Genomic DNA, 23197 nt, shown 5'->3' with positions numbered 1-23197 from the left:
TTATTGGTTATGATCGCTTTATTTTTTATATGACGTCTGTCCAAAAATTTTATCATGAATTTCTTTAGCTAGTTGCATGGATTCCACTAACTCTTGTGGTTTTTCCAAGGTTTCTTGGTCGGATAATTTCGCATAATGTTGAATTTTCCGGATTGAACGATAAGTATCACGTAGAATCATAGCTTCCCAAGAATTTAAGCGTCCTAAAGCTTCTAAGGCTGCGAGTTGACGAATATTATCCGTAAAACGCACAAGCAAAGGCTCATGATGCGCGTGGGATAACACAAGATATTGCACTAAGAACTCAATATCCACCATTCCGCCATCGCCATATTTTAATTTTCGGGAAAGATCTGATTGTTTAGCTAAAAACTGCTTATCCAACTTTTGGCGCATCTTGACGATCTCTTGTTTCAAATGCGGAATACTGCGCTGGCGTGTTAAAATCTCTTTGCGGAACTGGTTGAATGCATTGGTTAAAGTTTGACTGCCTGTCACAGGGCGAGCGCGAATCAATGCTTGGTGCTCCCAAATCCAAGCATCATTGGCTTGGTAATTTTTAAAGCGTTCAAAGCTTGAAACCAATAAACCCGATGCTCCACTTGGGCGAAGGCGCATATCTACTTCATATAATCGGCCAGCGGCCGTTTGTGCTGTTAAATAATGGATGATTTTTTGTGCCAATTTAATGAAGAAATCACTATTTAAAATAGGATTAGCACCATCTGTCATTTGTTCTTCATTGGCATCATGTAAGAAGATAATATCTAAATCTGATTGATAACCTAATTCTAATCCACCCAGTTTGCCATAAGCCACAATGATAAAATCAGGGCGGCCATTTTTATGATAATCAGAAGTGGGCTGCCCGTGCTTTAAGTTGAGTTCGTGCCAAGCCAATCGCAAAATTTTATTGAGCAAAGTATCCGCCAATTCAGATAAATAGTCACTGACAATCATCAATGGCACTTTGCCTGAAAAGTCTGCCATTGCAATTTTTAGGATATTTTTATGCAAGAAATCGCGAAGAAGGTTTAATCGTTGTTCTTCTGTGGTTTTAGGTTGTTCTAGTAATGTATTAAGGGATTTACTTAGAGTTTTATGATTAATGGGCTTTGTTGCTTCCAAACTTTCCATTAAATCTTCAAACAACACAGGATAACGCGCTAAATATCGACTGAGCCATGTTGTGTTACAACATAGATCCAAAATGCGCATCAACGCATTATTATATTCATATAGCCAATGAATGAAGCGTTTTTCATAAGCAATGCTAGATAAAATATCCAAAAAAAGATTTAAAGTGTGCGAAGTTTGCTGTTGCTTGGTTTCCAAATAATGAAATGCATGGAGTAAAATTAGCGTCATCTCTTTTTGGTCATTTTCATCTAGTTTTAAGAACGTTTCCTTTTGAAATGCCCATAATAAATAGGATTTTTGTTCGCTTTCAGGGATATTTTGTTGATCACACCATTTTTTGAAATCAATGGCTTCTTGTGGTTCACGCAGTAATTTTAATAGGGAAGAGAAGTGATTTTCATTTTCTTGAACGGTGACAGCACCAAAAATATTTTCAAATTGTTCATGCACAATACCTTGATGAAACATGAGCATTTTTTCAAAATGTTCCCAATGGGCAATACTTAGCATTTTGATCAAACGCTGCTGATCGTGTTGTATGGTTGGTAATGTATGTGTTTGCTCATCATGTACCATTTGTAATCGATTTTCGATGGTACGATAAAATAGATAAGCATCTTTTAATGCAGCTACAGTTTCTGGCGGTAAATAACGCACAGCGATGATATCAAGTGCTTTCATGATCTCAGTGGTTTGTAGATCTGTTTGCTTGCCACCGTGAATCAGCTGGAAGATCTGCGCAATGAATTCGATTTCACGAATACCGCCATCACCGAGTTTAATATTGTTGTGATTATCTTTAAGAATCACTTCTTTTTGGATCATCTCTTTGATATTTTTGAGCGCATCCACTAATTCATAATCAATGGATTTACGATAAATGAAAGGTATAAGTTCTGCTAAAAATGCATTGCCTTCTTCAAAGTTACCTGCCACAACTCGTGCTTTGATGAGTGCATAACGTTCCCAATCTCTGCCATATTGGAAGTAATAATTCACCATCGCTTGTGTGGATAAGGCAATCGGCCCGCTACTGCCAAATGGGCGCAAGCGTAAATCTACACGATAAACAAAACCATCTTCTGTGCTGTTGTGCAATAGATGAATGAATCTGCGGGCGACTTTATGGAAAAAGTGAGCATCATCGCCCGCATAACCAAAAATGAGGTCAATGTCGGATGAGAAGTTGAGCTCGTAACCGCCCATTTTCCCCATACCGATGATATAGGGCTGAATGGCTTTGCCTGATTCATCCAGAGGCACTTCATTGTTTCGGCTCGTGATTTCATAAGCAATGTTGAGGGCTTGCTCACAGAAGAAATCAGCAATCAATGTTAAATCACGATTGATGACCATAATGTCATCACGATGATTAATATCGCGATAGCCCATTTTAAGAAGTAATTGATTGCGTACTTGGCGAAGACAAACGGAAGCTTTATCTTCATTTTCAGTATTGATGGGATAAATGGATAGATCCAAAGGTGAATCCCAAATGCCATCCAAAAAATGGTTCAGATACAAAGCAGGGCGATTGAGAATTAAACGACCAGCCCAAGGTGAAGCTTCAATAAATAAATTGAGCGCAAGGAAATGATGATGGGCTTTGAGTGATTGATAAAGCTCAGGATGGCGCTCTTCAAATTGTAACCAATAATTCAACATGATCATTTCCTACAGAAAAGAAAACCCTTCAAAGAAGGGTTTGGATAACGAATATTAAAACTTACGTGCAATTGAGTATTTTGCAAGTTCGATCAATGCTTCTTTGTACGGCGTATCTGCAATGGGGTCGATGGCTTTGATTGCCATTTCCACTTGCTCACATGCTTTTTGATATGTGTAAGTTAAAGATTCTGTACGCTCGATGATTTTTAAGATTTCATCCAATTGGCTTACATCTGCATTCAATAATGCATTACGCACCAATTCAGCTTCTTCAGGCGTACCTACTTGAATCGCACGAATCAATGGCAGTGTTGGTTTACCTTCAGCTAAGTCATCACCTGTATTTTTACCCATTTCTTCGGCTGTTGCAGTGTAATCCAAAATATCATCAATCAATTGAAATGCAGTGCCCACAAATTTTCCATATTCACGGAATGCTTCGATTTGATATTCAGGCTGGCCTGATGTTTCATAAGCCATGATGCCTGCAACTTCTGCGGCTGCTTCAAATAATTTTGCAGTTTTAGAATAGATCACGTTGAAGTAGTTTTCTTCTGTAATGTCAGGTTCTTTGATATTTAATAACTGTAGAACCTCACCTTCTGCAATGCGATTAGTTGCTTGCGCTAATACGCGCATCACTTGCATTGAATCTAAATCCACCATCATTTGGAAAGCGCGCGTGTATAAAAAGTCACCCACTAAAACGCTTGCTTCATTTCCCCAAATGGCATTGGCAGTTTCTTTGCCACGGCGCATATCTGAGTGATCCACAACATCATCATGCAACAATGTTGCTGTATGAATGAATTCGATTAAAGCTGCTGCTGAAATATGTTTGTCACCTGTATATTGCGCTGCTTTTGCACATAATACAGTCATCATTGGACGTAAGCGTTTACCGCCTGACATAATGATATAAGCACCCAATTCATTAATTAATGCAACATCAGAAGATAATGCTGCCATGATTGATTCGTTAACTTTATTGAAATCTTCAGCAATTAACGCTTGAACATTTTTGATTGACATCCAGTCGCCTCGGTTTCTCTTTTTACAATGAATTCATGTATTATAAGGGGTGTTTGTCAAAAAGTATTCATAACGGAAGAGATAATTTGTGATTCTTGAGCAAAACATCACACAATTGCCTGGGGTTGGGCCAAAAATGGCCAAAACTTTGGAAAAATTGCATATTCATACGATCCAAGATCTGATTTTTCATTTACCATATCGTTATCAGGATCGTACACGTTTGGTACCGATCGAAGCCCTTCGCATCGGCGATACGGCCATTGTAGAAGCGCGCGTTGTGAAAAAAGAGTTATCGCAAGGCAAACGCAAATATTTAACGGTGTGGATCAAAGATGGCACGGGATTGATGATGTTGAAGTTTTTCAACTTTAATTCAGGCATGTTGAAAACCTTTGATGATGATGGTTTGATTCGAGCTTTTGGTGAAGTGAAAAAAGGCTATCCTTACTTGGAGATGGTGCATCCTGAATTTAAAGCCTTGCATGAAAATATTCCTGTGGAAGAGCGATTAACGCCTATTTATCCTTTAACGGCAGGTTTAACACAAAAGCAGATTCGTTCCATTATGGCTTCTGCCATGAAATTAATTACACCTGATTCTTTCCCAAGTTTTGTGAGCCAAAAATATTCGCTATCAGAAGCGCTCCATTATCTGCACAATCCACCACCTGATGCGGATCTTTTTCAATTATCAGAAGGTTTGCATCCTTGGCAAAAGGCGTTAGCTTTGGAAGAAATATTGGCGTATCAATTGGCATTGAGCAGAGCAAGAGAGCAAGAATCACAAAAAGAGAGCATTCCCATTAAATTATCATTTGATGCAGAGAAAACATTGTTATCCGCATTGCCATATAAATTAACGAATGCACAAAATCGTGTGATTGCAGAAATCAAAGAAGATTTAATGCAGGATAAACCAATGATGCGCTTAGTGCAGGGCGATGTAGGTTCAGGTAAAACGATCGTTGCAACGGTTGCATTATTGCATGTTGCGATGATGAAGCAGCAAGCGATCATGATAGCGCCCACAGAATTATTGGCAGAGCAACATTATCTGACAATCAGCAAGCTATTAACGCCCTTGGGAATTTCAGTGACATTTTTATCAGGTGGATTAACAGCGAAAGAGAAACGTATTCGCGGTGAAGCCATTAAAAATGGTGAGGCGCAAGTGATTGTCGGCACGCACGCAACTTTCCAAGAAAGCGTGGAATATTCATCTTTAGCATTAGTGATTGTGGATGAACAGCATCGCTTTGGTGTAGAACAGCGCTTAGCGTTGCAAGAGAAAAACCAATTACAACAACCGCACTTTTTGATGATGACAGCAACGCCGATTCCACGAACATTGGCAATGATCGCTTATGCGGATTTGAAGCATTCCATTATTGATGAAAAACCTGCAAACCGAATTCCTATTACAACAACATTGGTGAATCATCAAAAGCGTGATCAATTAATTTCGCGTTTGGCATTGCAATGTGCTGAAGGCGTGCAAGCTTATTGGGTTTGTACCCTGATTGAATCCAATGAAACATTAACAGCGCAAGCGGCAGAAGAAAGCCATCATTTATTGGAGGAATCTTTGCCTGATTTACGCATTGGTTTATTGCATGGCAAGATGAAGCCTAAAGATAAAGAATCCATCATGCAATCCTTTAAAAATCATGAGTTGGATGTATTGGTGGCAACAACGGTGATCGAAGTTGGCGTGGATGTGCCAAATGCCTCTATCATGATCATTGAAAATGCGGAGCGCTTAGGTTTATTCCAATTGCATCAATTGCGTGGGCGAGTTGGGCGCGGTAGTAAAGCATCATTCTGTTTGTTGATGTATGAGCCGCCATTATCCCAAGTGGCACAAGAACGCTTACGAATATTACAACAAACAGAAGATGGCTTTGTGATCGCAGAAAAAGATCTAGAATTGCGTGGCACAGGCGAAATCATTGGTACGAAACAAACGGGAGAAGTGACATTTAAAGTTGCGAATATTTTCCAACATAAAGACATCATTGAAAAAGCACAAAAAATGGTACCAAAGCTATTGGATAACGATGAAATTGTGAATGGCTTGATCAAGCGCTGGTTAAATCATCGTACGCAGTTTATTCATGTGTAAGAGAAAATATAGATAAATCATAAGCATTAAAATTATTCGTTATAATCATCCTAGGTAAAAATTAATGTCACAGTTAATTTAGGAAAAATAATGATAGAACATTATAAGAATGAAACTGATCGAGAATTGGTGAAAGTTGAATGTGCAGAGGAAAATATTCCTGAATATTTAAAAGAAGTTTACGATTGGGCTTATGTGAATCCTAAATATGTTCGTTTTTTAGATCATGATGCTACAGTTTGGAGTTTATTGTTTTTAAATGCAGGGCGATTGATGAATCGTTATTTGGATTTAATTGAACCTGGTATGCGCGTTTGGCAAGTGGCACACGTTTATGGATCGTTGGTTGTGGATGTTGCCAATAAAGTAGGGAAGGATGGCGAGTTTCATTTAACAGATTGTACGCCAGTGCAACTAGAGCAAGCGCATAGAAAGTTAAATAGTTTTAGCCAAGCTAAGGTGATTGCTTCTGATGCTGCTTTGTATCAAGCAGATCAGCCTTTTGATTTAGTCTGTAGTTTTATGTTGCTCCACGAAGTGCCTGAAGATATGAAACATAAAATTGTGGATCGTATGTTGGATAATGTTGCTGAAAATGGCAAAGTAGTTTTTGTGGATTATCATCAACCTAAGAAATATTGGCAGCCCTTTCGTACAATTTTACAGTTAGTGAACCATTATTTAGAACCATTTTCTAAAGCATTGTGGGAAAATGAGATTCAAAGTTATGCTAGCCGAAAAGATGAATTTGATTGGCAAAAAGAGACAATTTTTGGTGGTGTTTATCAATGTGTGATTGCAACTCGGAAGAAATGATGAAAAAGATTTTATTATTAGTGGGTATTTTAAGTATTGTGACGGGTTGTTCAACTTATGGTGATGCAAAACCAGTTGCACAAATTATGCCTGACAATGGTTATGGTTCGATCACGTTGGCAGATGGTTCAGTTTATTCAGGGGAAATCAAAGATTCACAAGCTACTGGTTTTGGTACAGTTAAGTCAAAAGATGCTGTTTATACAGGCGCTGTAAAAAATGGTAAGCCCCACGGATTTGGTCAAACAGTGACAAATGATGGGGCGATTTATGATGGTGAGCATGTGAATGGTGAGTTACATGGTCGTGGTAAACTCACATTAAGTGATGGTTCTTTCTTTATCGGTACCATGAAGCATAACAAAGTTTATAAAGGCACAATGCATTTCACAGATGGCCGCACGATGCCAATTATTTAAGAAATAGAATATTGTGGCTGAATTAATCAGCCCAGAGCAATTCACCTTTGCCCATAAAACGGTTTTGTCCGCCAATCCAGATCTCTTGGTTGGCTGTGACTTTTAAGAATAAGACATTTTCACGGCCTAATAAACAGCCTTGGCGAATTGTCCATTCAAAGTTATTGTTACCTTCTAAAACTTGTAAACCACCCAAATTAGAGCATGCTGAGCCTGTACCGCTATCTTCACCCAATGCCCCATTTTTAAAGTATAAGTAACGTGTATAAACATTGTCATGATCTCTCGCCCAAAGATAGATCATTGTTCTACCTGCATACAATGTTGCATGCTTTTGAAAGAGATCAAGATTAATTTGAATAGAATCTACGGCATTTGCATCGCTCAGTTCTACAATCAGCTGTTCACTGCCTGTATTCAACCATTGAGGTGCGCTAACAATTTGTGATTCAGGAATATTTAGCATTTGGCTTGTTAATGGAATATCTAAAGTGCTTGCACGTTGTTTAGGTGTGATAGGGGCTTTGATCCAATAAATTTGTTGATGTTGATCGATTTGAACATTAACAGTACCTGCTAATGTTTCTAGGCTATCGGTACAGGATGAGTTTTTTAATTTTTTGATAATTTGTAAAGCACCAATGATAGGATGGCCTGCAAATGGTAATTCTTGCATCGGAGTATAGATATGCAATTTAGGAGAATCATTATTCAAATTTTCAATGAAAACAGTTTCAGATTGATTCATCATTGTTGCTATTTTTTGCATCGCAGTTTGTGATAATGTTTTTTTTAAAACAAAAACAGGCAGCGGATTGCCTTTATCTTGTTCAGTAGTAAAAACATTGATCCAATAATAATTTAAAGATTGCATAAAAGTTCCAATATTTTTAATTCATAGTATAAGTTAATTGTAGGATAATTTAGAAAGATATTTGATGTCGTTACAGTTATTTGAATCAATGATGGATATAACATGAAAAAATGGATAGTAGTGATTGCAATATTATTTTTGCAAGGATGTATGGGGAATTTTCTCGTACATCAGGCAGAAGGAGTGGCAAGGTTTGATGATGTGGTAAGTATGCCTGTCAAAGAAGCTATCGGGCAGCGTGTTTATGTTGGTGGTGAAATTGTGATTATTGATGTGAATCAAAAGCAGATGGAACTGATTAAACGCACAATCAATAGTTCAGGTTATCCTGTGCAAGGTACGAACATACTGAATGAACGTATTGTTGTTACCTTTACACCAGAAGTGCGTTTTGATTTTGATGGCACAGTGATTGGTGATCGTGTTGTGGTTTTAGGCAATGTTGAAAGCTTGAGTAAAGAAAATATTGCGGGCAATGACATGATAATCTTAAAGGTGAAGGCAAATGATTACCGTGCTTGGACAAGCCAATTCCCAAATAAATATGATAATAATCGTTGGGAATTTAGTTCTGGGCGTTATCTCTATCCACGTCGAACAACAGACAGTGCTGAGTAAACTATTCTATATTGGAGGTAACTCATGTTACAAAAGTATCAAATAATCCCTTTAGTAGTGCTATTAAGCCTTGGTTTGGCTTCTGTTGCTCATTCGGATGAGATGATAGATAACGATAATGAGTGGCGACTCAGCCTTGCGCCATATATTTGGGCTGCAAGTGTGCGTGGGGATGCTGGGCATCCAAGAGTTGGTACGCATTTTGTAAAATCAAGTTTTTCAGATATTGTAAATGATGTTGATTTAGCTGCGATGGTTATGGGATCAGCCCGCAAGGGACGTTATAGTATATTGATGGATTTTATGTATATTCATGGAAAAGTTACGCAGAGATTACCAGTCAATATACCAGCATCACATATTTTGGCTAAAGGTAAGGTTATGAGCGGATTTGTAGGGGCAGGCTATACCATTTATTCAACAGATACAGTGAGATTAGATACTGTCTTAGGTTTACGTGGTTGGCATGCTGATGTTGATTTAGGTTTGCGTGGTGGGCCATTGAATGGTATTTCTGCTACAACCAAAAAGAATTGGATGGATGTCACAGCCGGGCTTCGTGGCTTATATCGATTCAATGATGATTTATCTGTCACATATTGGAGCTTAGCAGGTGGCGGGCAAGCCAAATCTGATTGGGATTTAGCTTTGTTAGGCAATTGGGCGATTAATAAAGATCTGACTATAACGGCAGGTTATCGTGCAATTGGTGTGGATTATCGTAAAAATGGCTATGTGTACGATATTGTCCAGCAAGGCCCAATGATTGGTTTAACTTTTAAATTCTAGAGTAATTATTTCTGAGCCTTTTGAATTAAAAAGGCTTGTAAAATACCTGCATGTTGATTTTCAGGATCTTTCTCGGCAGTTAATAATGTCACTGTTTCATTTTGTATTTTAGGAATTAATGGTAGCCAAGCCTCTCGATTTGCTTCTAATTCGGCTAAATACATTCCCTTAAATACTGAAAATTGGTCACGATTAGCATGATACCATTTTCGTAATTCTGTGGATGGCGTAATGGTTTTATTCCATTCATCCATGATTAAATCAGCCTTTTTAACGCCTCTCGGCCATAAACGATCGACTAAAACTCGATAGCCATCGCTTTCTGTTGTGGCTTCATAAACTCTTTTACATTGGATCATTGGTTAATATTCCATGATTCATGACTATTAAAAATCATGTTTAATCTTGGTAGGATGATTTTGTTTATCTTTTAGAACAGCAGGTGAATCAAAAAGCTGAATGTTAATACTAGCATCAGATTCTGATGAAAAACCTAGAAGTTCAATTGGAAGGTATGGTTTATAGGGCTTACATTTTTCTGAAAATGCAGTATGAAGATCATAACTGCTAACTATGTGAGAAGATCTGTCACATATGTCAGAGTGTTTAAGAAACTGGCAGTTTATAGCATCATTACATAGCCATAAATATTTATAAGCGAAGGTATTGTCAGTTGTATCATTGAACGTTTTATAAAGTGGGAATAATGGTGGTGCTAGGTGTTCCGTTATTGTTGCGCCAAAATTTATTATATAGCTTTTAATAGAATCGTTAAATTTATAAGTTATCCAATGTAAATAACCAAGTTGATTGTTAGATGTATTATTCAAAATATGAAGATTAAAATAAGCATTGGCACTTGCTTCTGATGGAAAACCAAAACCTAAAGCAAAATAACGTTGATAACTATCATCATCTATTTCGCCATGAGAGATCCAAATAGGTTTGTCATCTATTCCTATAGTAATAAAATTGAGTGTTTCCTGTGATGCATTATGTATTGTTGCTGTTGTTTTAATGCGTTTAGATATTGAGCTTTTTTGCAAAATTTTTGGGAGATTTTTACTGATTGGCTGGTCATTGAGAGCATTAGCATACAATCCTGAATTATCATAAGTAAAAGTATCATCGATGATTTTATTTAATCTTGTGGTGTGGGCAAATGATAATGATGCAGTTAAACAAAGACTTAATATAGTTATTATTTTCATTGATATTGCGCTTTATTTTATGGTTGATAACGATAATGCCCAGTCATTTTCCAATTAAATAGAACATCTTCGGGGACTTGCCCAAAGCCAATATTGTGAACCACTAAAGGTCGTTTGCCATCTTTAGATTTTTGATCAATCACAATGCCAATATGTGGCAAGCCATTATCTAAGCGCCATGAAACAATATCACCAGCTTTATAATCTTCTGCATTTTTAGATAAGGATAGCGATTTACCATTACGTTCAAAGAATTTCTCTAAATTAGGCACACGGCGATGATCAATATTACGATCAGTAGATTTTAATCCCCACATTCTTTGGCTAGGATATTGGTTGAAATTTTGTTTCATATCTTCATGCACAAGCTTTTGAAGATCAATATCTAGCTTGCGATAAGCACGGATTACAACATCAGTGCAAACACCACGATTAGGCGAAACATCACCATTAGGATAATCAATTTTTTCATAACGGCCATCGTAGATCACTAAGCGATTAACAATGGATTTGGCAGCATCAGAAACATCATTGGCGAAGCTGAAAGAAGCGGATGCAAGTAAAACAGCAAGTGATATTTGTTTGATCATGATAGTGAGCATTCTGATAATTATGATTGCACTATTATAGTGCAACTGAATAAAGAAGCATCATGAAATAAAAAAGGAAGCTTAAAGCTTCCTTTTTTGATTGATCTAAGAAATGAATCTTAGTTGTGTCTTGCGACCATCAATTTTTTGATCTCTGCGATTGCTTTAGCAGGGTTCAAACCTTTAGGGCAAGTTTTAGTACAGTTCATGATCGTGTGGCAACGATATAGTTTGAATGGGTCTTCCAATTCAGCTAAACGCTCGCCTTGGTATTCATCACGTGAATCCATGATGAAACGATATGCTTGTAGTAAAACAGCAGGGCCTAAGTATTTATCAGAGTTCCACCAGTAGCTTGGGCAAGATGTAGAGCAGCTTGCACATAAGATACATTCATAAGAACCATCCAACTTGCGGCGCTCTTCGATAGATTGTAAGCGTTCACGTGGTGGATTGGGTGTATCTGATTGCAACCAAGGTTGAACAGATGCGTGCTGTGCATAGAAATGCGTTAAGTCAGGCACTAAGTCCTTAATAACTGGCATGTGCGGTAATGGTGCAATGCGTACTTCGTTGCCATCAATGGATTCGATTGCTTTTGTACAAGCCAAAGTATTCGTACCATCAATGTTCATTGCACATGAACCACAAACACCTTCACGACATGAACGGCGTAATGTCAAAGTTGGATCAATTTCATTTTTGATCTTCAACAATGCATCTAAAACCATTGGACCACATTCGTCCATATTTACTTCATAACGATCAAAACGTGGATTTTCACCTGTATCAGGATTCCAACGATAGATTTTAAATACACGCTTATTAGCGCCTTCTGCTTTAAAATATTGTCCATTTTCTTTGACAATAGAATTTGCAGGTAATTTAAACTCAGCCATAACCAATATCCTTTAGTATGTTCTTTCTTTAGGTGGGATGTATTCCACATCGTCAGTCAATGTGTAAGTATGAACAGGGCGGTAATCAATTGTTACTTCACCACTGTCTTCATCCAACCACGCTAAAGTATGCTTCATCCAGTTTTCATCATCACGACTTGGGAAGTCTTCACGAGCATGTGCACCGCGAGATTCTTTACGATTGTATGCAGACACAACAGTTGTCATTGCATTAGCTAATAAGTTAGATAATTCCAATGTTTCTACTAAGTCTGAGTTCCAAATCAAGCTGCGATCATGAACTTTGATATTTTTGAACTCGTTATATGCTTCTGTAATTGCATCTACGCCATCTTTCAATGTTTCTTCCATACGGAATACTGAAACATCTGCCTGCATTGCATCTTGCATTTTGCTACGTAATTGGGCTGTAGAGATAGAGCCATCAGCATGACGAATTTTATCAAAGCGATCCAAGATTGCTAAGATCTTATCTTCAGGTAAATCTTTTTGTGAAGCACCTGGTTTTAAGATTTCAGCAGCACGATTTGCAGCAGCACGGCCAAATACAACTAAATCTAACAATGAGTTAGAGCCTAAACGGTTAGCACCATGAACGGATACACATGAAGCTTCACCAATAGCCATTAAGCCTGGTACTACATGATCAGGATTACCATCTTTCAATGTTACAACTTCAGCATGATAGTTCGTTGGGATACCACCCATGTTGTAGTGAACTGTTGGGATGATTGGAATAGGTTCTTTAGTTACATCGACGTTAGCGAAGATTTTCGCACTTTCTGCGATACTAGGTAAACGTTCATTGATAACTTCTGGACCTAAATGTTCAAGATGCAAGTTGATGTAATCTTTCTTAGGACCAACACCACGACCTTCACGAATTTCTAATAAGATAGAGCGTGAAACAACATCACGAGATGCCAAGTCTTTTGCGTTAGGTGCATAACGTTCCATGAAACGCTCGCCATTTGAGTTGGTTAAGTAACCACCTTCACCACGTACACCTTCTGTGATCAAGCAACCTGCGCCATAGATACCTGTAGGGTGGAATTGTACGAATTCCATATCTTGTAATGGAACGCCAGCACGAGCTGCCATACCACCACCATCACCAGTACAAGTATGTGCTGAAGTTGCAGAGAAGTAAGCACGGCCATAACCACCTGTTGCCAATACAACCATTTGTGCACGGAATACATGAATTGTGCCATCTGCCAAGTTCCAAGCAACTACGCCACGACACTCATCATTTTCCATGATTAAGTCTAATGCAAAATATTCGATGTAGAATTCAGCATGATGCTTCAATGATTGTTGATACAAAGTATGCAGCATTGCGTGGCCAGTACGGTCAGCAGCAGCACATGTACGTTGAGCTTGTGCTTCACCGTAATGCGTGGTCATACCACCGAAAGGACGCTGGTAGATTTTACCTTCTTTCGTACGAGAGAAAGGCAAACCATAATGTTCTAATTCTAAGATTGAAGGGATTGCTTCACGACACATGTATTCGATTGCATCTTGGTCACCTAACCAGTCAGAACCTTTTACTGTATCGTACATGTGCCAGCGCCAATCATCCTCACCCATGTTACCCAATGCAGCAGAGACGCCACCTTGAGCAGCAACAGTATGTGAACGAGTTGGGAATACTTTAGTGACACAAGCTGTTTTGAAACCTTTTTCAGCCATCCCCAAAGTTGCTCGCAAACCTGCACCGCCAGCACCCACTACTACAACGTCATAAACGTGTTCAACAATGTTGTAGTCTTTATATTTATTTAAGTTCATTAATTTAAGTCCTCAATAATGTTCATCGAGCTTTAGAAAAAAAGTGTATCCATATTTGAAAGCATCAGCTCAAGATTTGTGGCAACATGGATAATTGCGATGATCATTAATAACCACATAATTGCTAAGAATGTTTTGATCAAATAAATGTAGAAAATACGTTTAGCTGTTTTAGGAATGTAATCCTCAATGATTGTCTGAATTCCCATAGCTGCATGATGTAAACCTACAGTAATAAATAAAATTAATAAAGCTGTATTTAAGGGTGCATCAATCCATAATAAAACTTGGGCATAGTCAGCCTTGATTAAAAAAGCAAAGGAAAATGCAAACCAAAGAAATAAGACAGCTAAAATGACCGAAGAAACTTTCATCAATAACCATTCTTTTGCGCCTGAATGAGATGATCCTAATCCTTTAACTCGGCCTAGAGGTGTACGATAGTTCATTATTTTCTCCTATGCCAAAATACCGACAGCAAGTAAAGCAACTGTAATCACTGCTGTTGCAACGATAACCCACATACCAGATTTTACAGCTTCTTCATTGCTGATGCCGATACCTGCGTCCCAAAATAAATGGCGAATACCATTACAAAAGTGATAAACCGTTGATGCCACACCTAACGCTAAGAATGGGAAGAATGCAAAGTGTGTAAATAGTGCTTGAATGCTGAGCGCTAAGGATTTACTAAATGGTATGGCAATGATCCATAAACCGATTGCTAATATAACGAAAAGAGATGCTATACCCGTTAAACGGTGTAGAAAGCTCATGATAGATGTTTGTTGAAATTTGTAGCCTGAACCTAGCATGAAAGGTGATAGTGGCCGTTGATGCTTTTCCATACGACTCCTTGGTAAGACTTTGGTGGTAAAAATTATTAAACAATTGTTCAACCTGTGAACAAAAACACACATTATTCTAAATAACTTCGCGCGTTTACTCAACTTCAATATTGATTGCTTCAAGGAATCTTGACCAACCATAGTAAATATTAAAAATAGTGGTTACATCTTTATTACAATTTTTTAGAATTTTAAAGGGGGGGAGGTCGATAACTGTGGGCGTTAAAGGATAAAGCTGCTGAGCATGCGAATTAATATCACTAATAAAAAGAGTGCAAAAATTTGACGAATTCGTGGAACAGGGAGTTTATAACTCAATTTAACACCAAGAGGTGCAGTTAGAATACTCATCAATGCAATACAAATAAATGCAGGTAGATATACATAGCCAAGAGAATAGGCAGGTAAACCCTCGGCGCCCCAACCATTATATATATAACTGATAGCACCAAAGGTAGATAAGATAACGCCAATCATTGCTGATGTCGCAATGGCTTTATGCATTTCATAACCAATATAGACAAGTAATGGCACAGCAATGGCACCACCGGCAATACCAATGAAGCTAGCTAAAAAGCCAATTAATAATCCTAGTAATATGAATATGTATTGAGGGAAATTGGGTGTTGTAATGGTTGTGGACTGTTTTTTCTTTGGTTTAACCATTGAATAAATAGTATAAGCTAAGAATATACAGAAGATAATTTGTAAAAATGTATTAGATAAAAGATTCACAATCAAACTACCTAAGATAACACCCAATGCGCTGCCTATTCCTAAATAAGGTATATGTTCCCACAAAATAGTGCCACGTTTATTGTGGGACCAAGCGGAAGATGCTGTTGACATAATGATGATGGCAAAAGATGTTCCTAACGACATTTTCATAATTAATGCTGTAGGTACATTCATTTGTTCTGCCATATAGTGCATGACGGGCACAATTACTGTCCCACCTCCAATACCTAATAAACCAGCCATAAAGCCAATTAAGGCGCCAACAACAATGAATGCGAATAGAAAAATCAACATGAAAAACTCCAAGATGGGGCACTACATAAAATAATAATGATGAATTCTTGAGCATAACAAACTTGGGAAGATCTTGTCTGCAAATTTGGTATAAAAATGGTAATGTGTGATTTTTTTGAATGGCTAAATTTATTGTGAAAACGTATCAAAATATTATTGGTGAATCTGTTATGGAGTTATCTCATTTAGAGAATCCGAAATTTGAAGCTGAATCATTATTAGCATTTGTTTTACAGTGTAATCGTAGTCGAATCATTGCTTTTCCAGAGAAAAAAATAGAACATGACCAGTATGTTCAATATGCAAATTTGGTCAAGCAAAGAGCTTCAGGTATGCCATTTGCCTATTTAACTGGGGAAAAAGAGTTTTATGATTTAACTTTAAAAGTTACACCTGCAACTTTGGTTCCAAGAGCAGATACTGAGTTGTTGGTGGAAACTGCATTATCAAAAATGCAGGGTGATGATTCATATAAAGTGATTGATATGGGGACAGGTAGTGGTGCAATTGCTTTAACGCTTAAAAAGCATCGTCCTAATGCTAAAGTGATTGCAGTGGATCAATCCTTGGAAGCTTTATCCGTTGCGCAAGACAATGGTGAGCGATTATCTTTGGATGTGGAGTTTATACAAAGTGATTGGTTCAGTAATGTTAAGGGTCATGATTTTGATTTAATCGTATCGAATCCGCCTTATATAGAAGAGCATGATGAGCATTTAGTGGAGGATGGCGTAAGATATGAACCAATCACCGCTTTGGTCGCAGGTGATAATGGTTATTCTGATCTATTCCATTTAATTAAAACATCTTGGCCATTATTAAAAGAAGATGGCTGGTTGATGATGGAGCATGGTTTTGAGCAAGGTGAAAAATTACGCACTGAGTTCACGAAGCAAGGTTATCAGAATGTAGCAACCTTAAAAGATTTGGGTAAAAACGATCGCATTACGATTGGGCAAAAATAAAGCCCATATTGAATGGGCCTCTCAGAAGATTTAATAATAACATTTATTTTTCTAATAACTCGTAGTTTAATGTAGCTGTGTCGCTTCTACGGTAATAGATAAAAGGTGTTTGATATGATTTTAAAAATTCAGCGCGCTCTTCTTGAGTATCAAACCATCTTTCTGCAGCGAAATTTTCACCTAACAGATGTTCAGCACTTAATGGGCTATGTTCTTGAAGCGTCATTTTTACGCCATATTTTTGACTCATATAAACTCCTAAGATTATTAATTGAATGTATTACTAACCGCCAGTCATAGACATGAAACGAGTGATTTTTGTATCATCTTCAATGAATTCATGTTTTTTAGGTTTGAGATTGATAGCTTCATAGATTGCCGATTTAATCGCCTCATCAGTACAATCGGGTGAGCGAATCAAATCACGCAGTGCATAATCATCATTTTGACCTAAGCACATAAATAGTGTTCCATCGACAGATAAACGTACACGATTGCAAGTTTCGCAGAAATGTTGAGAAATCGGTGTAATTAAACCTAAAGTAAATTTACCATCTTTAGATTTCCAATAGCGAGCAGGGCCCCCGCCACGGACTTCTGTGGATTCTATCAAATCATATTTATGATAAATTTGTCTTAAAAAGTCAGAAAGGTTTTTACCTTGAGTTTGTTGTCCAGTGTGTCCCATTGGCATGACTTCAATCATACGAAGAATAAAGTCATTATCAATGCAAAATTGAATCATAGGCTCAATTTGATTGTCATTAATATTTAGCATGGGCACCATATTGATTTTGATCTGTTCAAAGCCTGCATCTTTTGCTGCCATAATGCCATCATAAACTTTATTAAAGCAGTTCAAACCTGTAATTTCTTTGATAACAGAGGTGCTTAAACCATCTAGGCTAATATTTAATCGATCTAATCCTGCATTACGTAATGCTACCGCATGTTTACTTAGTTGGGTGGCATTGGTTGTCATAGAAAGATCTTCAACACCTGGAATTTTTTTGATGATTTCAACAAGCTGAGGTAAATCTTTACGAAGTAAAGGTTCTCCGCCTGTTAGTCTAAAACGCTTTACACCCAATTCTGTAAAATTACGGGCGATCAGAGCAATCTCATCAAAAGTTAACCAATTCTGCGGAACCTCAAAATCTCGAAATCCTTCTGGAATACAGTAGGTGCAACGTAAATCACATTTATCAGTTACGGAGATTCTGACATAATCTATGGTTCTTCCAAATTGGTCAACTAACATAATAACCTCAACAGCAAACTACAAATGGAGTGATTTAACACATTCCGATAAGAGTTCTAATTTCTTTAATTGAGTATACTCTTTTCGATAAATCAAACCAATTTTTCTTTTTGGAACAGGACCTTTAAAAGGAATACAAGAGATAAGCTCTTGTAAATGATCTTGTATCAGTGCATATTTAGGTAGTACAGAAATACCTTGACCAGATGCCACAATATTACGAATTGTTTCTAGTGAATAATGGTGCGCATTATTGTTGGCGCTAATTTCTGGACACTGTGCGACAACTTGATCACGGAAGCAATGACCTATATTTAATAACAATGGGTCATATTCATGGATTGTAGAAGCGTCAATAGCTGTTTCATTTGCTAAAGGATGATTTTTGGGAGTGATGACAAAGAATTCTTCATCGTATAATTCGTCAACGGCTAATGATGGTTCATAAATTGGTAATGCCACAATAGCTGCATCAATTTCTCCACTTTTTAACATTGGAATGATGTTATCTGTTGTATTTTCATAAATATTTAAAGTGAGTTCTGGTGCAGTTGATTTGAGTAAAGGAATAACTCGAGGTAATAAATAAGGTGCAATTGTAAAGATAATGCCAAGTTTTAATTCACCTTGAGATGAGTTAATAGATACTCTTAATTCTTTGAGTTGTTGAACAACTGAGAAAATTTGTTTTACTTTTGGTAGAGCTTCTAACCCCTCTGGTGTTAAAAATACTTCGCTCGCTGAGCGCTCAAACAAAACAACACCAAGTGAGTACTCTAGGTTTTTAATACCAATTGATAAAGCTGGTTGTGAGATGAAGCACTTTTGAGCTGCGCGACCAAAATGTTTTTCTTCTGCAACAGCTAAAAAATACCTAAGTTCATTCAATTTCATATGGGATGCTCCTATAAGGATAATTCAAAACCCGATTAAAACCCGATGGTTATATTGATTATATCGGTCTAATAATATCATCTTTGCCACCATAATTCAGGATTATGATGTGATTGTTCTAATTTTCAGTTTTTATTTATTTTATTGGTCAAGTTCGAAATAATTATATATAAAAATGTAGTTAGAGTATATAAAAATTCTATATGACATAGGGGTATGAAAAATAGCGTTTTATTTTGTAGTTTTTGTAGTTTTTTATGAAAAAACAATGGGGGGGTGTTTTTTTTATGAAAAAGATTGGACTATTGTATAAAAAACGATAAAATTTACATTGGCTTATCTAGCTCAAACCAAATGAGGAAAATAATGAAACAGATTGATAGATTTAAACAGTGGTCAGCATTATATGGTGCCAATGCGATCTATGTAGAGGAAATGTACGAGTCTTATTTAGCTGACCCACATTCTGTATCAGAAGAGTGGGTGTCTTTTTTTAAAGACTTTAAAAATGATGAAACAATTAACGTTTCTCATTCAGCTGTTAAAAAATCTTTTGAAGAGTTAGCAAGAATTAAGAATAATTCAGCTGTGCAATACACGATGGACCCTGTCGCCTCTGAAAAACAAGCTGCTGTTCTTCGTTTGATTGAATCGTATCGTCTTCGCGGACATCAAGCTGCTGAACTTTGTCCTGTTCATATTCGTGATCGTCAAATTATTCCTGAATTGTCACCTGAATATCATGGGTTGAGTAGCCAAGATTTTGAAACAGAATTCAATACAAGTACGTTGACAAATGTTGCACGTATGAAGTTGAAGGATATCATTAGAATTTTAAGTCGAATTTATACGCGTTCTATCGGTGCAGAGTACATGCACATCACTAAAACTGAAGAACGTACATGGATTCAAAACCAATTAGAAAGCGTTGAAGATAATATTAAGTTTTCGTCAGAAGAAAAAGTTAAAACGTTAAAAGAATTAATTTCAGCTGAAGGATTAGAGCGTTATCTGCATACTCGCTATGTTGGTCAGAAACGATTTTCATTAGAAGGTAGTGATGCATTAATTCCGTTGATGCATACATTAATAGATGAATCAAGCGAAGAGGGTGCTGAAGAAGTTATTATTGGTATGGCGCACCGTGGTCGCTTGAATATGTTGGTTAATATTTTAGGTAAAGCGCCAAAAGATTTATTTGATGAGTTTGAAGGTAAGCGTACAGTAGAACGTGGTGCGGGCGACGTTAAATACCATATGGGTTTCTCTTCAAGCGTACAAACAAAACATGGTGATGTGCATTTGGCGTTGATGTTTAACCCATCTCACTTAGAAATTGTTGACCCTGTTACTGAGGGGTCAGTTCGTGCGCGTTTAGAACGTCGTGCTGAAAACTTATCACCATTGCCATTTAATACAGTATTACCTGTATTGATTCATGGTGATGCTGCATTTGCAGGACAAGGTGTTGTGATGGAAACGCTACAGTTATCAGAAGTTCGTGGTTATCGTTGTGGTGGTACTGTACACGTTATTGTTAATAACCAAATTGGCTTTACAACATCTAACCCATTAGATGTACGCTCATCTTCTTATAGTTCGGATGTTGCTAAATTAATTCAAGCACCAATTTTCCATGTTAATGGTGATGATCCTGAAGCAGTGAAATTCATTGCTGAATTGGCTATCAATTATCGTCAGAAATTCAATAAAGATGTTGTGATAGATTTAGTTTCCTATCGTCGTTTAGGTCATAATGAGGCAGATGAGCCAAGCGCAACACAGCCAATGATGTATAAGAAAATTAAAGCACATAAAACTCCTGCGGCAGTTTACGCTGAGCGCTTAATTGCTGAAGGTGTAATTACTGATGCTGAATATAAAGCGCTAACTAAAGCATATAAAGATTCATTAGAAGCAGGTGAACCTGTTGGTTATCCAGCATTGCCAGCGATTAATGAAGAATATACTAAGAAGTGGGCGAAATACTTAAAAAATTCTCCAAAATTTGGTACAGATAAGCAGAAGAATCCAAAAACTGCGGTGTCAGCAAATGAAATTAAATCATTAGCTGAGCAAATGAGCGTATTACCTCAAGGTTTTACATTACATCCTCGTGTACAAAAAATCTATGAAGATCGTATTAAAATGGCAGCAGGCGCAGCGCCAATTGACTGGGGATTTGCTGAAAATATGGCGTATGCTACTTTATTAAAAGAAGGCCATGGCGTACGTATTTCAGGTCAGGATTCTGGTCGTGGTACATTCTTCCATCGTCATGCTGTATTTCATAATCAAGTGGATGGTTCAAGTTATGTTCCATTACAAAATCTGGGTGTTAATGCTCGTTTCACGGTAATTGACTCAATTTTATCAGAAGCTGCTGTAATGGGTTTTGAATATGGTTATGCTGCTACAGAACCTGATTCATTAGTCATTTGGGAAGGGCAGTTTGGTGACTTCGCAAACGGTGCACAGGTTGTTATTGATCAGTTCATTTCTGCAGGTGAAACAAAATGGATGCGTTTATGTGGATTAGTATTATTGCTACCACATGGTTATGAAGGTCAAGGTCCTGAGCATTCATCTGCACGCCCAGAACGTTTCTTGCAAATGTGTGCTGAAAATAATATGTCTGTAGTGACACCAACAACACCGGCTCAGACATTCCATTTGTTCCGTCGTCAAGTGTTACAAGAATATCGTAAACCATTGGTATGTTTCTCTCCGAAGAGCTTGTTGCGTCATAAATTAGCAGTTAATACTTTGGAAGATTTAACTCATGGTGAATTCCAACCAATGATTTCTGAAGTGAAAGAACTTGAGAATAAGAAAGTTGAAACATTAGTGGTTTCAGTGGGTAAAATTTACTACGATTTATATGAAATGCGTGAAGAAAAAGGCTTGAATAATTTTGCTTTGGTGCGTTTAGAGGAGATCTATCCATTCCCAGCAGCTAAATTAGCCGAAATTGTCGCAACTTATCCAAATGTGAAAGATATTGTCTTTGTTCAGGATGAGCCGATTAATCAAGGTTATGCTTTCTTTGTTCGTGATTATTTAGATGTTTACAAGTCTAAGAAAGTATCAGTTCGCTATGTAGCAAGAGAAGCAAGTGCATCTCCAGCAGTTGGTTATAACAGTGTTCATGTTGAACAACAAAACCAATTGTTACAGCAAGTATTTAATATTGATTTATAAAGAACCACCAAAGATTTTTAAGGAGAATCTCATGAGTATTGAAATTAAAGTTCCGGTATTACCAGAATCAGTTGCAGACGCATTATTGGCTGTATGGCACGTTAAAGAAGGTGATTTTGTTAATGAAGGTGATAACCTTGTTGACTTAGAAACCGATAAAGTAATGTTAGAAGTCCCTGCAACTGTTAGCGGAACAATTCAATCAATCAAAATTCCTGAAGGTACTAATGTAACTGCAGGCGAACTTTTGGCTGTCTTAGTTGAGGGTGAAGCTGCACCTGTAGAGGCGGCTAAAGAAGAAGCGCCAGTAGCTGCAGCATCTGAAGATGCTCACAAATTATCACCTGCTGTTAAAGTGTTGGTTGAAGAAAATAAGTTGGATGTATCTGTTATTCCTGCAACAGGCAAAGATGGTCGTCACACTAAAGAAGATATTTTAAAATTCTTAGAAAGTGGCCAATCAGCAACTAAAGCGGCAGCACCAGTAGCACCAAAAGCTACACCAGCAGCTGCACCATTGAACATTCCAATGGGTAACCGTACAGAGCAACGTGTGCCGATGACTCGTTTACGTGCAACAATTGCTGATCGTTTGTTGGAAGCTAAAAATAGTACTGCAATGTTGACAACTTTTAATGAAGTTAACATGAAAAATGTGATCGAATTACGTAAGAAATACAAAGACGAATTCGAAAAACGTCATGGTATTAAATTGGGCTTCATGTCTTTCTTTGTAAAAGCCGCTGTTGAAGCATTGAAAAAATACCCAGCAGTTAATGCATCAATTGATGGTAATGACATGATTTATCATGGTTATTTTGATATTGGTGTGGCAGTTTCTTCTCCACGTGGTTTAGTTGTTCCTGTGATTCGTGATGCTGACCAAAAATCTTTGGCTGACATTGAAAAAACAATCATGGATTTTGCAATCCGTGCTAAAGAAGGCAAGTTAGGTTTAGAAGATATGACAGGTGGTACATTCCCTGTAACTAACGGTGGT

22 protein-coding genes are annotated in these 23197 nt (G+C 37.4%); 8 read left to right on the top strand and 14 right to left on the bottom strand.

Features of this window, described 5'->3' with window-relative positions; translation table 11 throughout:
• Positions 1-18: 18 nt before the first annotated feature.
• Positions 19-2805 carry a bifunctional [glutamate--ammonia ligase]-adenylyl-L-tyrosine phosphorylase/[glutamate--ammonia-ligase] adenylyltransferase gene (glnE, locus tag BZK14_RS12400; RefSeq protein ID WP_077926777.1) on the bottom strand — a complete coding sequence of 929 codons (2787 nt, stop codon included), beginning with the start codon at positions 2803-2805 and terminating at the stop codon, positions 19-21.
• Positions 2806-2859: 54 nt separating this feature from the next.
• Positions 2860-3840, bottom strand: coding sequence for an octaprenyl diphosphate synthase (gene ispB, locus BZK14_RS12395; protein WP_077926776.1), 981 nt, complete (start codon positions 3838-3840; stop codon positions 2860-2862).
• Between the two features lie 88 nt (positions 3841-3928).
• Between ispB and recG the strand changes: the two genes are divergently transcribed.
• The 3 genes from recG to BZK14_RS12380 all read left to right on the top strand — a co-directional run bounded on the left by recG (position 3929) and on the right by BZK14_RS12380 (position 7200).
• Positions 3929-5965 (top strand): ATP-dependent DNA helicase RecG, encoded by a 2037-nt coding sequence (gene recG / locus BZK14_RS12390; protein ID WP_077926775.1) that lies wholly within the window; start codon positions 3929-3931, stop codon positions 5963-5965.
• Positions 5966-6055: 90 nt separating this feature from the next.
• Entirely contained in the window at positions 6056-6781 is a 726-nt protein-coding gene (gene rquA, locus BZK14_RS12385) for a rhodoquinone biosynthesis methyltransferase RquA (RefSeq protein WP_077926774.1), read from the top strand.
• Entirely contained in the window at positions 6778-7200 is a 423-nt protein-coding gene (locus BZK14_RS12380; protein ID WP_245831355.1) for an MORN repeat-containing protein, read from the top strand. The genes rquA and BZK14_RS12380 overlap by 4 nt, the downstream gene beginning before the upstream one ends.
• Positions 7201-7222: 22 nt before the next feature.
• Here BZK14_RS12380 and BZK14_RS12375 read toward each other — a convergent pair whose 3' ends face one another.
• Positions 7223-8074 (bottom strand): PhzF family phenazine biosynthesis protein, encoded by an 852-nt coding sequence (locus BZK14_RS12375; protein WP_077926772.1) that lies wholly within the window; start codon positions 8072-8074, stop codon positions 7223-7225.
• A gap of 102 nt (positions 8075-8176) precedes the next feature.
• Between BZK14_RS12375 and BZK14_RS12370 the strand changes: the two genes are divergently transcribed.
• Positions 8177-8692 carry a Slp family lipoprotein gene (locus tag BZK14_RS12370; RefSeq protein ID WP_077926771.1) on the top strand — a complete coding sequence of 172 codons (516 nt, stop codon included), beginning with the start codon at positions 8177-8179 and terminating at the stop codon, positions 8690-8692.
• Positions 8693-8716: 24 nt separating this feature from the next.
• Positions 8717-9481 carry a hypothetical protein gene (locus tag BZK14_RS12365; protein ID WP_077926770.1) on the top strand — a complete coding sequence of 255 codons (765 nt, stop codon included), beginning with the start codon at positions 8717-8719 and terminating at the stop codon, positions 9479-9481.
• Between the two features lie 5 nt (positions 9482-9486).
• On the opposite strand, the gene BZK14_RS12360 is transcribed toward BZK14_RS12365, so the two are convergent.
• The 8 genes from BZK14_RS12360 to BZK14_RS12325 form a co-directional block, all read right to left on the bottom strand.
• On the bottom strand, positions 9487-9840 hold the full coding sequence (locus tag BZK14_RS12360) for a DUF488 domain-containing protein (RefSeq protein WP_077926769.1): 354 nt from the start codon (positions 9838-9840) through the stop codon (positions 9487-9489).
• Between the two features lie 27 nt (positions 9841-9867).
• The gene (locus BZK14_RS12355; RefSeq protein ID WP_077926768.1) at positions 9868-10692 is read right to left on the bottom strand and encodes a hypothetical protein; all 825 of its coding nucleotides are present in this window, start codon (positions 10690-10692) and stop codon (positions 9868-9870) included.
• A 17-nt stretch (positions 10693-10709) separates the two neighbouring features.
• The gene (locus tag BZK14_RS12350) at positions 10710-11282 is read right to left on the bottom strand and encodes a DUF1287 domain-containing protein (RefSeq protein ID WP_143691476.1); all 573 of its coding nucleotides are present in this window, start codon (positions 11280-11282) and stop codon (positions 10710-10712) included.
• A gap of 119 nt (positions 11283-11401) precedes the next feature.
• On the bottom strand, positions 11402-12181 hold the full coding sequence (locus BZK14_RS12345; RefSeq protein ID WP_077926767.1) for a succinate dehydrogenase iron-sulfur subunit: 780 nt from the start codon (positions 12179-12181) through the stop codon (positions 11402-11404).
• 12 nt (positions 12182-12193) lie between these two features.
• The gene (sdhA, locus tag BZK14_RS12340; protein ID WP_077926766.1) at positions 12194-13996 is read right to left on the bottom strand and encodes a succinate dehydrogenase flavoprotein subunit; all 1803 of its coding nucleotides are present in this window, start codon (positions 13994-13996) and stop codon (positions 12194-12196) included.
• Between the two features lie 32 nt (positions 13997-14028).
• Positions 14029-14445, bottom strand: a complete 417-nt coding sequence (gene sdhD, locus BZK14_RS12335) for a succinate dehydrogenase, hydrophobic membrane anchor protein (protein ID WP_077926765.1) — start codon at positions 14443-14445, stop codon at positions 14029-14031.
• Positions 14446-14454: 9 nt separating this feature from the next.
• Positions 14455-14844 (bottom strand): succinate dehydrogenase, cytochrome b556 subunit, encoded by a 390-nt coding sequence (gene sdhC, locus BZK14_RS12330; protein ID WP_077926764.1) that lies wholly within the window; start codon positions 14842-14844, stop codon positions 14455-14457.
• Between the two features lie 222 nt (positions 14845-15066).
• Complete coding sequence (locus tag BZK14_RS12325; protein WP_077926763.1) at positions 15067-15876, bottom strand: sulfite exporter TauE/SafE family protein; 810 nt, start codon at positions 15874-15876, stop codon at positions 15067-15069.
• Positions 15877-15995: 119 nt separating this feature from the next.
• On the opposite strand from BZK14_RS12325, the gene prmC reads away from it, so the two are divergent.
• A complete protein-coding gene (gene prmC, locus BZK14_RS12320; protein ID WP_077926762.1) occupies positions 15996-16841 on the top strand; it encodes a peptide chain release factor N(5)-glutamine methyltransferase in 846 nt (281 codons plus the stop codon).
• A 43-nt stretch (positions 16842-16884) separates the two neighbouring features.
• Here prmC and BZK14_RS12315 read toward each other — a convergent pair whose 3' ends face one another.
• Genes BZK14_RS12315 through BZK14_RS12305 form a run of 3 tightly spaced genes read right to left on the bottom strand, consistent with a single transcriptional unit; the run spans position 16885 to position 18996 of the window.
• Complete coding sequence (locus BZK14_RS12315) at positions 16885-17091, bottom strand: hypothetical protein (protein ID WP_077926761.1); 207 nt, start codon at positions 17089-17091, stop codon at positions 16885-16887.
• A 33-nt stretch (positions 17092-17124) separates the two neighbouring features.
• On the bottom strand, positions 17125-18102 hold the full coding sequence (gene moaA, locus BZK14_RS12310; RefSeq protein WP_077926760.1) for a GTP 3',8-cyclase MoaA: 978 nt from the start codon (positions 18100-18102) through the stop codon (positions 17125-17127).
• Positions 18103-18120: 18 nt separating this feature from the next.
• Positions 18121-18996, bottom strand: coding sequence for a LysR substrate-binding domain-containing protein (locus BZK14_RS12305; protein WP_077926759.1), 876 nt, complete (start codon positions 18994-18996; stop codon positions 18121-18123).
• A 366-nt stretch (positions 18997-19362) separates the two neighbouring features.
• On the opposite strand from BZK14_RS12305, the gene BZK14_RS12300 reads away from it, so the two are divergent.
• Complete coding sequence (locus tag BZK14_RS12300) at positions 19363-22197, top strand: 2-oxoglutarate dehydrogenase E1 component (protein WP_077926758.1); 2835 nt, start codon at positions 19363-19365, stop codon at positions 22195-22197.
• Positions 22198-22228: 31 nt separating this feature from the next.
• Positions 22229-23197 (top strand): dihydrolipoyllysine-residue succinyltransferase (gene sucB, locus BZK14_RS12295; protein ID WP_077926757.1); only part of this gene is annotated, 969 nt, incomplete at its 3' end.

The organism is Wohlfahrtiimonas larvae (assembly GCF_002006755.1).
Classification (GTDB): domain Bacteria; phylum Pseudomonadota; class Gammaproteobacteria; order Cardiobacteriales; family Wohlfahrtiimonadaceae; genus Wohlfahrtiimonas; species Wohlfahrtiimonas larvae.
The sequence above is the reverse complement of the archived record's forward strand: the minus strand, read 5'-3'. Positions and strand labels throughout refer to the sequence as shown.

Coding starts and splice junctions, on each gene's coding strand:
- BZK14_RS12380 (WP_245831355.1), top strand. CDS start 6,778: ATGATGAAAAAGATTTTATTATTAGTGGGTATTTTAAGTATTGTGACG.
- BZK14_RS12345 (WP_077926767.1), bottom strand. CDS start 12,181: ATGGCTGAGTTTAAATTACCTGCAAATTCTATTGTCAAAGAAAATGGA.
- BZK14_RS12350 (WP_143691476.1), bottom strand. CDS start 11,282: ATGATCAAACAAATATCACTTGCTGTTTTACTTGCATCCGCTTCTTTC.
- glnE (WP_077926777.1), bottom strand. CDS start 2,805: ATGTTGAATTATTGGTTACAATTTGAAGAGCGCCATCCTGAGCTTTAT.
- BZK14_RS12370 (WP_077926771.1), top strand. CDS start 8,177: ATGAAAAAATGGATAGTAGTGATTGCAATATTATTTTTGCAAGGATGT.
- BZK14_RS12325 (WP_077926763.1), bottom strand. CDS start 15,876: ATGTTGATTTTTCTATTCGCATTCATTGTTGTTGGCGCCTTAATTGGC.
- BZK14_RS12365 (WP_077926770.1), top strand. CDS start 8,717: ATGTTACAAAAGTATCAAATAATCCCTTTAGTAGTGCTATTAAGCCTT.
- moaA (WP_077926760.1), bottom strand. CDS start 18,102: ATGTTAGTTGACCAATTTGGAAGAACCATAGATTATGTCAGAATCTCC.
- BZK14_RS12315 (WP_077926761.1), bottom strand. CDS start 17,091: ATGAGTCAAAAATATGGCGTAAAAATGACGCTTCAAGAACATAGCCCA.
- BZK14_RS12375 (WP_077926772.1), bottom strand. CDS start 8,074: ATGCAATCTTTAAATTATTATTGGATCAATGTTTTTACTACTGAACAA.
- sdhA (WP_077926766.1), bottom strand. CDS start 13,996: ATGAACTTAAATAAATATAAAGACTACAACATTGTTGAACACGTTTAT.
- prmC (WP_077926762.1), top strand. CDS start 15,996: ATGGCTAAATTTATTGTGAAAACGTATCAAAATATTATTGGTGAATCT.
- sdhD (WP_077926765.1), bottom strand. CDS start 14,445: ATGAACTATCGTACACCTCTAGGCCGAGTTAAAGGATTAGGATCATCT.
- BZK14_RS12360 (WP_077926769.1), bottom strand. CDS start 9,840: ATGATCCAATGTAAAAGAGTTTATGAAGCCACAACAGAAAGCGATGGC.
- ispB (WP_077926776.1), bottom strand. CDS start 3,840: ATGTCAATCAAAAATGTTCAAGCGTTAATTGCTGAAGATTTCAATAAA.
- sdhC (WP_077926764.1), bottom strand. CDS start 14,844: ATGGAAAAGCATCAACGGCCACTATCACCTTTCATGCTAGGTTCAGGC.
- rquA (WP_077926774.1), top strand. CDS start 6,056: ATGATAGAACATTATAAGAATGAAACTGATCGAGAATTGGTGAAAGTT.
- BZK14_RS12355 (WP_077926768.1), bottom strand. CDS start 10,692: ATGAAAATAATAACTATATTAAGTCTTTGTTTAACTGCATCATTATCA.
- BZK14_RS12305 (WP_077926759.1), bottom strand. CDS start 18,996: ATGAAATTGAATGAACTTAGGTATTTTTTAGCTGTTGCAGAAGAAAAA.
- BZK14_RS12300 (WP_077926758.1), top strand. CDS start 19,363: ATGAAACAGATTGATAGATTTAAACAGTGGTCAGCATTATATGGTGCC.